The 12,430-nt window shown below is 34.8% G+C and carries 8 protein-coding genes and 1 tRNA gene; 2 read left to right on the top strand and 7 right to left on the bottom strand.

Annotated elements, in window-relative coordinates; translation table 11 throughout:
* The first annotated feature begins 79 nt into the window (after positions 1 to 79).
* Entirely contained in the window at positions 80 to 391 is a 312-nt protein-coding gene (locus tag LF887_RS08505) for a hypothetical protein (protein ID WP_236858693.1), read from the top strand.
* A 190-nt stretch (positions 392 to 581) separates the two neighbouring features.
* Here LF887_RS08505 and LF887_RS08500 read toward each other — a convergent pair whose 3' ends face one another.
* From LF887_RS08500 to LF887_RS08485, 4 genes are all read right to left on the bottom strand, one after another.
* Positions 582 to 1,388 carry a DUF4249 domain-containing protein gene (locus LF887_RS08500; protein WP_236858692.1) on the bottom strand — a complete coding sequence of 269 codons (807 nt, stop codon included), beginning with the start codon at positions 1,386 to 1,388 and terminating at the stop codon, positions 582 to 584.
* Positions 1,389 to 1,391: 3 nt separating this feature from the next.
* On the bottom strand, positions 1,392 to 3,728 hold the full coding sequence (locus LF887_RS08495; protein ID WP_236858691.1) for a TonB-dependent receptor: 2,337 nt from the start codon (positions 3,726 to 3,728) through the stop codon (positions 1,392 to 1,394).
* Between the two features lie 87 nt (positions 3,729 to 3,815).
* Positions 3,816 to 4,082 carry a hypothetical protein gene (locus tag LF887_RS08490; RefSeq protein ID WP_236858690.1) on the bottom strand — a complete coding sequence of 89 codons (267 nt, stop codon included), beginning with the start codon at positions 4,080 to 4,082 and terminating at the stop codon, positions 3,816 to 3,818.
* A gap of 153 nt (positions 4,083 to 4,235) precedes the next feature.
* On the bottom strand, positions 4,236 to 5,855 hold the full coding sequence (locus LF887_RS08485) for an FAD-dependent monooxygenase (protein ID WP_236858689.1): 1,620 nt from the start codon (positions 5,853 to 5,855) through the stop codon (positions 4,236 to 4,238).
* Positions 5,856 to 5,943: 88 nt separating this feature from the next.
* Here LF887_RS08485 and LF887_RS08480 point away from each other — a divergent pair, with 88 nt between their 5' ends.
* Positions 5,944 to 6,900 carry a helix-turn-helix transcriptional regulator gene (locus LF887_RS08480; RefSeq protein WP_236858684.1) on the top strand — a complete coding sequence of 319 codons (957 nt, stop codon included), beginning with the start codon at positions 5,944 to 5,946 and terminating at the stop codon, positions 6,898 to 6,900.
* Between the two features lie 120 nt (positions 6,901 to 7,020).
* On the opposite strand, the gene LF887_RS08475 is transcribed toward LF887_RS08480, so the two are convergent.
* The 3 genes from LF887_RS08475 to LF887_RS08465 form a co-directional block, all read right to left on the bottom strand.
* Positions 7,021 to 7,105, bottom strand: a tRNA-Ser gene (locus tag LF887_RS08475).
* A 455-nt stretch (positions 7,106 to 7,560) separates the two neighbouring features.
* The gene (locus LF887_RS08470; protein ID WP_236858681.1) at positions 7,561 to 11,397 is read right to left on the bottom strand and encodes a hypothetical protein; all 3,837 of its coding nucleotides are present in this window, start codon (positions 11,395 to 11,397) and stop codon (positions 7,561 to 7,563) included.
* Complete coding sequence (locus tag LF887_RS08465; protein ID WP_236858679.1) at positions 11,397 to 12,416, bottom strand: hypothetical protein; 1,020 nt, start codon at positions 12,414 to 12,416, stop codon at positions 11,397 to 11,399. The genes LF887_RS08470 and LF887_RS08465 overlap by 1 nt, the downstream gene beginning before the upstream one ends.
* Positions 12,417 to 12,430 lie beyond the last annotated feature (14 nt).

Here is a 12,430-nt window from a genome sequence, read left to right as displayed (position 1 = left end):
TAGTGAATTTGAAAATGGGTTTCCTGTTAATGTAAATTTTGCAGCAGATCCCAGAGATACTGCAGCCAAAATAGTTGAATTGGCAAAAAATCCACGGAAAGATTTATTTCCAGATACTGCTTCTATGCTCTTAAAGAATGTTTATGGTGCATTTCCTAAACCTATCATGAATATAGCCTCCACAGGAATGCGATTGATGATGAAGATTAAAAAAGCCTCTTCTGATGACAGAAATGTTTTATATCAATCATCAGAACCTCATAGGATTTATGGCGAAACCATGTTTCCGGCTCCCTCAAAGAAAACTAAAATGGCAGTGTTGGCGGGTGTTAGTTTAGGATTAGCATATATGCTATTCACCAACAGATCTTCAAATAAAGATTTGTTATAGAAAAAACTAAGTCACAAAAATATCCTTCGATTTGAAAGATATTTTTTGTTACTGATCTCAACGTTTTATTCTTCATTTAGTTTGAGATTCCCTGGTAATTGCCATCTATTTAAAACAAAAACGCTCTCTATTCGTCAGGATTTTATTGTTTGTATATTTTTCCACTCATAACAGCTAAAGAGGAATATTTCTACTGAATTACAAAATCTTTTGTGCTTGAGGTGTGTGCCGAGAAATATCCTAAAGCACCATTGCTGATATTACTTGGCGGATTGGAAGGCGTAACACCACCTCCATTTTCTCCCGTAATTTGAAGAAGCGCACTGTAGAACGTAAAGATATTGTTATCAATACTCTGCATTTCAACGTGGATGGTATCGCCTACTACCACTTTAACGGCGTCAGCATCATCGCTGTCATCATTAGGAAGAAATAAAGATCGTTGATTAGGTAACCCATTATTCACGTTATCTGAAAATACATTGAATGTCTTTTTAGGTTTATTATTAACCGTAAACCTAAACAGATAACGGTTTCCTAACGCTATAGGATCTGTAAAAATAGGTAGAAGCGTATATGTTGTTACGCCTCCAAAAACAAATGAATCCTGCGTAAGTCCTTCAAAAGCCACCACGGCAGGCATCGTGCTTTGTGCAGTATACTGCTTTCCTTCAGCCTGTACTTTCATCGTATAGGTTCTTCCTGTTACCACCGTAAAAGCATTCGTCTGGTATTTTCCGTCACCTACGTAATGCAAGGTTTCAGTTTGTCCTGTGTTATCACTTAAAATAACCTGAGCATCTGCAATTGCAGGATATTGGTTATTTTGAGTAAAAGCCACCGATTTTGTAATTCTTACCGTGTGTGGTCCTGCTTGATTAGTGATATTTCCTTCAATAACGATGGTTCCGCTTTTATCGTCTAGATCGAGGTCGATTTCTTTTTCACAAGACGTTAATGCCAACAGGGATAATATAATAAAAAATGTATTCTTCATGATTTAAAATTTGAAATTGTAAGTGATGTTAGGTACCCAACGGAATAATGAGGTCTGCATAGCGCGCGTTGTTCCTGGATTGTTCGGATTATCTTCAAACGTAATGGTATAAGCATTTTCACGACCGTACACATTGTAAATCCCGAATGACCAAGAGCCTTTGAAACGTTTGTTAGAATCCGGTTCATACGTGGCACTTAAATCCATTCTGTGATACGCAGGCATTCTGTCTGCATTTCTGTTGCTGTACTGGAATATTGTTTGTCCGTTCAACTCATACTTTCCTGTTGGAAAAGTAACGGCATTTCCTGTACTGTAAAGGAATAATCCTGAAACCGACCACTTTTTATTCACTTCATATGTTGCAACGATAGAAAGGTCATGGGTTTTATCCATTCTTGCATTGTACCATTCATTATCGTTAATGCCATCAATTTTTCTTTCGGTTTTAGATAATGTGTAAGAAATCCAACCGGTTAATTTTCCGCTTTTCTTTTTCGCTATTAATTCTAAACCATACGCTCTTCCTTTACCAAAAAGTAATTCACTTTCTACATCGGCAGCGGTATCAAATGAGATTTGAGCCCCATTTTTAAAGTCGATTTGATTTTGCATTGATTTATAATAAATCTCTGCATTCACTTCGTAATTGTTATTCTTAAAGTTTCTGCTGTATCCTGCACTTATCTGATCTGCAATTTCAGGCTTCACCGTATAACTGCTTCCAATCCACTGATCGGTAGGGTTTCCGCTGCTGCTGTTGCTTAAAAGGTGTAAGTTTTGTGTATTTCGAGAATATCCTCCCTTAATACTGCTAACTTCATTGATTCTGTAATTCGCTGTAATTCTTGGTTCAAGATTTACATAGGTTTTTCCAAATTTTCCTTTTTCTAAAAATCGACTGTCGGTAAGATTTCCGTTTTCGTACGTATTAAATGTATCGCCTCCTAAAACACTGAAACCGGAAAGTCTTAATCCATAATTAACGGTTAACTTTTCAGTTGCTTTAAAATCATCATTGATGTACACTGCGTTTTCCCATGATTTTCTCGGATTTCTTGGAAAACTGCTCACGCTCGTTCCCGAAGCACTGCTCGGCGTAATGTTATGATAAATAGACTGCAGACCAAAACGAACAGAATGCTTATTTCCTGCAAACCAAGTGAAATCCTGTTTCAGGTTCCAGTCTTGAATTTTTGAATTTAAACCAAAGGTATTATCATTGCTTTCCAAACTGATCTTATAATCATAATCACTGTAAATCAATGACGTATTAGAGAATAATTTGCTATTGATAATACTGTTCCATCGTAACGTTCCTGTTGTATTTCCCCAATCTGTTGCAAAGGTCTTCCCTATTCCCAACACATCTCTTCCAAAATATCCTGATAAATAAAGACGGTTATTTTCGTTGATCTGATAATTGGCTTTTAAATTAAGATCATAAAAGTATAACTTGCTGTCTTTAAAATCGTCCGTTCCTCTCAGAAAAAGATCGGCATACGTTCTTCTTCCTGAAACTATGAATGACGATTTTTCCTTTTGAATAGGCCCTTCCACACTCAGCCTGCTGCTGATTAAACCAATTCCTCCATTGACGTTATAATCTTTATTATTTCCGTCCTTCATTTTAACATCCATTACCGAAGAAAGTCGTCCTCCGTACTGAGCTGGACTGTTTCCTTTGATAATACTTGCATCTTTCAAGGCATCACTGTTAAACGTACTGAAGAATCCCAATAAATGCGAAGCGTTATAAACAGGCGCTTCATCTAGTAATATTAGGTTCTGGTCTGTTGCTCCTCCTCTAACGCTGAATCCGCTGCTTCCTTCCCCATTGCTTTTAATCCCCGGCAATAACTGGATGGTTTTCATCACATCCTTTTCACCGAATAAAACAGGAAGTTTCTCTATGTTTTTAATGCTTAATGTTTCCGTACCCATTTGAGCAGTCGAAAGATTTTTATCTTTTTTTACTCCGGAGATAATAACTTCATCAATATTCGCTATTCTTTCATTTTTATCTTCCTGATTTAAAGGAAGGTCCAGCTTAATATTTTGATCTACTTTTATATACTGTTCGAAATCTTTGTAGCCGGGATATGAAATAATCATTTTATAATTTCCCTCAGGCAATGATAGAGAATAGAATCCGTATTCATTAGCTACCACGTTAATCGAAGGATCTTCAGCTACTTTTACCGTCACCCCGACGAGTAATTCCCCATTTTTTTGGTCTTTTACCGTTCCGCTTACCGAGTATTTTTGCTGCGCTACAGCTAAAGTACTGAAACAGAGCGCAGCTGAGGCAGCCGCGATTTTAAAAAAAGATGTTTGCATTCAGTTTATTGTTTAATGTAGTAGAGTTTTCTTTATAGTGATTTTGGTTTATGTACAATAAACTTCAATCCGTGATTTTATTGCATTTTATTTTTTTAAGTTGCATTTGTAGGTAGAAGTTTTTGTTATTCCATTTTCGGTTTTTGTATATGTATTTTGTGCTTCTAATTTTTTAATATCAGATTCGCTTTTATCACAAAATACAATGGTAGAAGAACTTGATCCTATCATTGTATCATTTTCTTTTACCTCATAGGTCTGTTGCTTGCATTCATAGCATGTGTCATCATTATCTTTTGTACAAGAGGTTATTATTACTGTAGAAGCAATAGTTAAAAAGCTTAAAAATTTCATTATTATTTTTATTTAAAAGAGTAAATAGAATATTTTTGGATTACTATTCATCCCATCATAGTATTGTTTTATTTTCTTTTGAATAGCATGTTTTGAAAAAAGTTGAAGTGTCTATCTTCAACATATTGCTAATGGTTGCTTTATATTTAACGGTTAAATGTTTCTGTTTTTCTGAAAAGGTTTGATAACAGAGGCGGTAAATAAGAGAAAGCTTAAAACGGCAAAAAATGTTCTTAGTACATTAATAGACTGCCACCTGCTGATGATTGCTTGCCAATTATGAGGAGTGTTGTCTTTTGTCCATACCATAATTTGGTTATTAATTGGTACCTCAAATAGGATAGTGAGGAGTAGAGCAAAAATAAAAAACATCAGGCTGAATATTTTAAAATAAAACCATTTTTGTTTTTTTACCGGATACATATAAATCGTAATACTTATAAGTATTATCGTTGCAATGGAAAGAATACGCATCGGGACTGCAAGATTATGAACAATATTTTTTGCAATAGTTATTATTTCTGTTAACGAAAATTGGTCAAAAGATCTGCTGAGTGAAAAATAGTTTCCCCAAAAAACACCTACCGTCAGTAGTAAAAAAAACAATCCTACATATTGCACTACTTTCAATATTGAATTTTCAATATTGTTTTTCATTTGGTAGAATGCGTGTTCGAAATCTTTATGAATTCTGTCATCAGCGATGCTTGTTTCTGTTTGTATAGGCTTGGTGTATGCATTCATTTTTTTTTCATAATCACTAATAGCGGCTTCAATAGAATGAAATTGATTATCAGTTAGATTATTAGTAAGCAATAAGGCATCCTTTAATCCCATATTTACTCCCATCCCTCCAAATGGTGTCATTGCATGAGCCGCATCTCCAGCCAACGTCACCTTTTCGGTTTGGTTTTTCTTTTTATAGTTTGTATTGAAAACACGGAGAGGAAAACCTTTATATTCATTGGATGCATTGAAAAGTTCATGATACAAAGGATTCCAATCTTTAAAAATTTTAAAAAGAAATTGATTGACTGAGCCAACATTTGTATAGTTTAATTTTATATCAAGAAGCCATTGTTCAGTCTTTCTAAATGAAATGTAAAAACAAGTACTCCCGTCACTGCGGTTTTGTAAGAATATCGTTTTCTTGTCCTGAACACATGCCAAGTTATTTTTCCTGATGATTTCATATAGTTTTGGACAATCTTTTTCCAAATTCTTTATTTCTCCTTGTATAACATAAGTCCCTGTTTCTTCAGATAACTCATCTGTAACAAATTTTCTTGCTTTGGAACGGCTTCCATCTGTTGCTATCACTATATCTGCAGTCTCTGATAGACCATTCTCAAATTTTAATTCGTAAGCACTCTCTATTTTTGAGATACTTTTTAGATTAGCATTCCAAATCACAGTATTGTCCAGTAAACTTTCTAATAAAATTTTACGAAGTATGGGCCTGTCGATTTCTGGTTTAGATTTATCAGGGCTTATTGTTATAAGCAATTTTCCATTCAGATCAATAGAGCACATTCCTGTGGGTTTTGAATTCTCAAATAATTTCTGTAATAATCCAGCTGCTAAAAATGTTTTTTGCCCCGTATTTTTATGGATATCAAGAGTCCCTCCCGAAACTCTTGCTAATGAATTAATATCACGCTCATAAACTTTAACATCAGCTCCTTTTATTTGGAGAAGTCTAGCAATAGTTAATCCCACAGGTCCTCCGCCAATTATAGCTATTCTTTTGTTGTTCAATAATGAATTTTTCATGCCTGAAATATTTATAAGTACAAAATTATAATAACTAATGTGGTTAAAATAACTACATTTGGTCTATTAATAGTCTCAAACGGTCAAAATGGAATTAGAAATAAAAGCAACTGAAGGTATCTTATTTTTATCTTCTATTGCCAAATCAATTGGAAGTAAAGTAGAAGGTGATTTAGTTAGAATTCCTGAACATTTGGGCAAAGGGCAAATTAAAGGATATATCATTAACTCTAATATGGGTATGATGATAAGGCAATACGAAGTTCACAAGAATCTGAAATTTAAAATAATAGCCAATAAACAAAAATCAGAAACCATAATGATCGCTTTTCATAATGTTTTCAGAGAAAAACAGGCAAGCAGAGCAGAACTGCCTTATGTGCAAATGGCTTCAGCTGGTTTAGATGCCTCATTTTTTATTCCGGCACAAACAAAAATGAACTCAATAATTATTGGGATAAATGCAGCATATTTGAAAGAGTTATTGGGTTTGAAAGAAGATCACTGGCTTCTACAAACAATTATGTCAAATAATAAGCCTTTTTTGTTTGAACAAATTATTTCACCACAGATACAAGAAGTCGCCGCAGAAATTGTTGAAAAAGAAATCATTGAAGAATTACAGAAATTTTATCTAAAAGTAAAAACTGAAGAGCTCATTTTTCTTTTACTATTAGAATTACTTAAACGTAAAGACACCTCTATAAGTTCATTAAATATTGCAGATGTACAAATGATTTATAAAGTGAAAGACAAAATTCTTTCAAGACTTGATATTCCTCCCAATCTTTCTGAACTAGCTGCTTTCGCATGTATCAGTGAATCAAAACTGAAAAGGTTATTTAAACAAATTTTTGGAAATAGTATTTATAGTTATTATCAAACAATCAGAATAAATGAGGCCGCTTACCTATTAAGGGAAGAAAAATTATCTGTTTCTGAAGTTGGTTATAGACTAGGATTTTCTAATCTCAGTCATTTTTCACGAGTATTTGAGGAGCATATTGGAATAAAACCGAAAAAATATTGGTTAATGCAATCTTAAAAATGGTTGTGATCCCTTTTTATTTGTATCGAAATGATATTTTTTAATATCTTCTAAACATCAAAAGCCTTTAAATAGTAGTATTTAAAGGCTTTTGATGTTTTTTGGTCTCCCAACTTGCGGAGAGAGAGGGATTCGAACCCCCGGACCTGTTACAGTCAATAGTTTTCAAGACTATCGCAATCGACCACTCTGCCATCTCTCCTTAAACTCCGACTATACCGTCGTTTTCAGTGGTGCAAATATAAAACCTTCTTTGTAATCTGCAAAATTTTCGGACCAATTAATAGCTGTAATATGGAAAAAAATATAAAAACCCGACAGGCTTAAAGTAAGAATGATATCCTGCAATAATGAATAACCCTGATAAACAGCAGTATATCTTTTCTAGTTCAAAAAAATAAAAATAAAAAAATTATCAACTCAGGAGAACAGTTTATATTCAACTTTTTGGAGGAAAAGGAAAATGTTTTAAAATAAAGATCCTATCCCCCTCAATAGTACTTCTCAGAAAACGTAATACCAAAAAGCATCATTAATTACAATGATGCTTTCTAATGTTGCGGACGGTAAAAGAGTCGAACTATCTATATCTTAAGTTCACCCATTCTACACTCTCCCGTTTTGAATATATACTCTTTCATTTGTAAATTTCCAGTTTTAATACATCTGATTTTCTGCATATTTATAAACGCTTTTTTCATCCCAAACAAATAATTGGATAGAAGTAAAGGGTGGTATTTTAAATGCCTGACCTGCACTTTCTATTCTAAATTCCTGTGCTCCCTTTGGGTGAGCATTCAATACCAATATTCTTTGACCTGGAAAGCATTCTTTTAATGAGAAAAAACTCGATGGATCTGTACATCTGATGGCCAGCATTCTACTATCAGAACCATAATAATAAACTCCTGACTGTTGTTCGATCCTCGTATGAGATAATCTCATTCTGGAATCCTCATTGACAATCTCATCATTAAGATAGGATAAACTACCGTCTGCAATAAATAAACTGTTAGGGTCTTCATACTCTGATTTAAAGTTTTTAAAAGCCTTCACTGAGCCCAATACATTTACTGAACCGGAAACATCAACTGATTCTGAAACATTTAGCGAACCTGAAATATTTACTTTATGTGTATTATTAGCCTTTGTACCTATACCAATTCTTTTACTTTTTTTATTAAAATTGATACCATTCCAATCAAAATAACCACTTGAATATTTATAATATTCATCTTGTAATACAGTTAAATAAGTTTCTTCATTTTCATCATATATACCAGATTCTCCACCATGCAAATCATCAACAACAATCAATCTGTTACTGCTGTAATTAGTAAATTTCTGGTTGACTATGATACCGTTACTAGACATAGAATTCCAAGCATTAACCTGACTTTGTGAAAAATCAGCATCACTCCACAATTTGTACCACGTACTAGACCACTTATCATCAATCCCTTTTCTTATTTTAAGCATAGGTGCTCCATCTCCATTGATACCGGTTTTATTAGCAAAAGCTAATTGGTATGAAGAGTCTCCAGTTGACCCAGAGGTCCCGTCCCAAGGAGAATAAGTCATTAAACCTGCATAATTTCCGGAGCCTCCTACATGTCCGGCATTAATAAAATCAAATCTAACTCTACGACCATTACTATTGGGTTTAACAACTGTATTTGGATCTCTCGTTCCATCTCTGGATGTAATAAAGTAGTTGGTCGCTAAAACTCCTGTTGAATTGGTCAGATTTATCCATTGCCCATCTTCTCCCTCTGGCAGAATGGATAGAGCTTGGTTAGCAAAATTAGATGACACCCAAGATTGAGTAGCCAGGAACACGTAGCCATCTGTTCTATGATATATATAAGGCGCACCTGCTGATAAACCACTTGAAAACCCTACTATTTGAGCATTTTCTGCAGAATTAATTTTACTGTCAGGATTAAAATTATTAGCAGTCCAGGGAATAGCACCCTGAATTTTTACAGAGCCACTATCAGAGGCTAAAAGTAAATCACCACCGGCACCTGTTGCGCGAACAGCAAAGCTATCACCGCTTCCACCACCATAGGCAGCGCCTCCATCAGCTCCTATATAAGCAATATTTTTAGATCCGTCATATTTTTGCCAGGACATATAATTACCACCTATGGCAGTACCTCTCCAGCTACCAATGAATGGTGAGATAATATTAAGAGCGCCTGTCATCGTATCACCATCTTTCCTAAGATAATCTCCTAAAGCGGAAGATGATACAAAATCGGAAGCTAATCTATGCCCTCCACCTGCGGTTAAAATATAGTTATCATTATAGCCAATTTTATTAAAACCTTTTGATGAAACCTGACCAGCATCCGTAAATTCTACACTATTACCCAAGTCCCAATCTTCTGCATTCTTTGAAACAGATGGTACAAATTTCAAATTATTATTGGTAGGTTTCTGAATTGACCAGGATTTATATGAACTGTTTTTTAGCTTAAAAGGGATTCTGTTATAATAAGATTTTGCTGCTGATATAATTTCATCCGTATTTCTTGTCTGGTAATCACTCGGTTTGAAATTGACATTATCCCAAGCTTTTCTCCATACAGTCCAATTACCGTTATAGCCTCCTCTATAGACTAATTCTCCTGCACTTGCATCGCCATCATTATATTTTACCTGTAGCTGTGCCGTAGTATCCTGAGCTCCCATGTGCAACATAGGACTATATAAATGGTAAACTCCTCCTGCATCATTGTTTGCCCTGTAAATTCCGGAAGAAGAATAACCTCCAAGGCTATTGAAATTATTATTATATTGTACTGATCTTGGTATATAGTTATTATCCACAAAATTAGTTAACCAACTTCGTGTAGCGACCACATCAGAAGGCAAAACAATGATATTATTAGCATACAAATCAAAATTTGATTCGATAGCATGAGACCAGCCTACATTCCAATCTAAATTATAGTTCTCATATTTAGCCTCCACTTTAGCTACCTCAAATGAAAAATACCCATTCCAGAATGTATCTGATTCTCCTAAAAGAATACTAAGATATCCATCAGTTCCAATTCCAACCCTTGCTGTAGTGGTAGGAAAATTATCTGTTACTTCCCAGATTGCTTTGGAACCATTAGAAATTATAGCCCCTGATACATATTTGTAAAAAGCTACATTAACTTTTCCTAAGTATTGACTTTCATATCCATAAATATTAATATCAATACTAAACATCACCTGGTTTGGTGAAGCTTGTGGCATTTTAATGGCTAAAATACCCGTGTGTCCTCCCGTATCATAATAGCCTTGATAAACTTTATTAAATATTCTTACTCTATTTTGGAGTTTACTTATCGCTCCCCCTCCATCAAACTCTAAATCTTTTGCCCCAAGATTAACATCCTGTGTTGCTCCTGTATAAGGGACAAAGTTAAGGGCTTGATTATTTATCTGAGCACTAACCCAATCTCTGTATGCAAATTGTTTCCAATTTCCGAAATTTCCTGCGGCAACACTTCGGAAAAAGGCACCCTCATTATCATTAAATCCTAGCTGAACTCCATAACCTCCCGGATGTGATGCAATACTTACAATAGAATTTGCATTATCAACAATAGGAAACATATTAGCTGAACCATCATGTATTTTATGGTTCAATTTTAATTTATAATCTTCAAATAATGAATTAGCATCTACAACACCTGACTCAGGACTGGATAAAGACTGATGGCTATGATTTATTTGTGAGTAGTTGTTAGGATTAAAATTACCCGTATGATAGACCTCATTAAAAGAAGTATCTTCGTTTCCATGATTACCTCTAAATAACAACCGTTCTTTAGAAACAAGTAATTGAGATTTATGTTCCAAATTATTACCTCCTATCGATAGATAGTTACCTACCCATGTATTGATACCTCCTGCTCCACTTAGTGCTCCGTTGATCCAACCAAATTTATTTTCTTTGGCAAATAAATTTACTGGCTCTTGGTCATTAGTGATTAGATTTGCAGAACCAAGGTTTCTTGTATGTAACAATTCTGACCATTCTCTTACCCCATTGACGCCTTCTTTAGTTCTGAACCAAAGTCTAGGTTCAGTCCCATCATGTCCGTTATTATAATATAAGTCTAAGTTATTTATATCTGCAAAATAACCTTTAAATTTAATATACCCTCCGTAAGAAGCACCAACAGGTCTGTCAGCACCTCCCCAACCACCTGTATTATAAGATGAAATAAAACCTCCGTTTGGTAGTTCAGCATCTAATGTGGTTGCTACATTTCCGATAGCACGAGAAGAAATCTTATTATTACTGAAAAAATTTTCATTGGAACCTGTTACCAAATTTAGATCAGCAATGATCTCTGAATTTGTTCTTTGGGATATTTTTTTTGTTGCGGGATTCCAAACCAATACAAAACCTGCATCGTTTGGAACACTTTTTACAACAATTTCGCCTTCTACGGCGACGTGATTATTAAAATATTCAGGAGCAATCATTAATCAAGTCTTGCGGTTAAAGTAATTCTATATTCATTCGGAGTAAGAGGTGCTAACACCTCTATTTGCACATCGTTTATAGATGTAGGTACACAGCTTACATTTATTTTTCTATTATCAGCATTACGATAACAGATATAATCAACATTCGAGGTTTTCCAACCATGATTAATTGAAAAACTAACGGAAGTTCCATCTCCAATATCCCAAGTATGGGATTTAACTTTTGCATCCAAAACAGCTTTTGTAGATCTTGGAGTCATTGCTTTAATGGAATTAGTTCCCGCAATAGCTTCCACATCTGTAGCTATTTGAATAAGTCCCTTCACGGTATCTGTAGCATCTACTATGTCAGGAATCCCTTTTTCTATAATCTGATAATTTTTAGGAGTATTTGAACCATTATCAGTGTTAGCGATAAGGTGATCTCCAATAGAAACAGGTTCATTACCCACCCATCCATTGGCGGTGATTACCCATACCATACCTGTTTTAATGGTAGCAGATGTAACCGGTATCGGAGCAGCCATTGAGCCTTGAGCAGTAGAAGGAACATAACCTCCCGGCTGATAAATCAATGCTCCTGTAAGGCTTTGTCCTACTAAGTTCTCAATATAATCTTTAATCTTATTGGATGACCATGTAAAGGTACCGGACTGAGCGGCGTCATTCAGGAAAATAGAGACAATATCAGCATTGGTAAGATTTCGGCCTGCTATTTTAATAACATGTCCTGAACTATTGGTCAGGATCTGACTTAATAATAGAAGACCGCTTGTCTGATCGGTCTGAAATGGATTATTGGTTAGCGGATAATCTGGATGTATATAGTTCTGTGCCAGATTAATCCATTTCGTTCCATTCCACTGATGTAACTCGTTTTTATAATCAATTATCCAACCTGGGAGAGCCTTATCTGTACTGGGAAATGTATCAAAATATTGAAAGCGCGTACGCTGCAATTCCCCAAAAAAATTATCCTGATGTGCGTTATTACTTATTACTGCGTTATTATTCATAGTTTTATATTTTT

It is taken from the genome of Chryseobacterium sp. MEBOG06 (genome assembly GCF_021869765.1).
Lineage (GTDB): Bacteria > Bacteroidota > Bacteroidia > Flavobacteriales > Weeksellaceae > Chryseobacterium.
Note: the sequence above shows the minus strand (reverse complement) of the source record. Positions and strands in the feature narration are given on the sequence as shown.

Excerpts from the sequence above, each read along its gene's own strand:
- LF887_RS08500 (WP_236858692.1), bottom strand. The coding sequence starts at position 1,388 with ATGAAGAATACATTTTTTATTATATTATCCCTGTTGGCATTAACGTCT.
- LF887_RS08495 (WP_236858691.1), bottom strand. The coding sequence starts at position 3,728 with ATGCAAACATCTTTTTTTAAAATCGCGGCTGCCTCAGCTGCGCTCTGT.
- LF887_RS08490 (WP_236858690.1), bottom strand. The coding sequence starts at position 4,082 with ATGAAATTTTTAAGCTTTTTAACTATTGCTTCTACAGTAATAATAACC.
- LF887_RS08485 (WP_236858689.1), bottom strand. The coding sequence starts at position 5,855 with ATGAAAAATTCATTATTGAACAACAAAAGAATAGCTATAATTGGCGGA.
- LF887_RS08480 (WP_236858684.1), top strand. The coding sequence starts at position 5,944 with ATGGAATTAGAAATAAAAGCAACTGAAGGTATCTTATTTTTATCTTCT.
- LF887_RS08470 (WP_236858681.1), bottom strand. The coding sequence starts at position 11,397 with ATGATTGCTCCTGAATATTTTAATAATCACGTCGCCGTAGAAGGCGAA.
- LF887_RS08465 (WP_236858679.1), bottom strand. The coding sequence starts at position 12,416 with ATGAATAATAACGCAGTAATAAGTAATAACGCACATCAGGATAATTTT.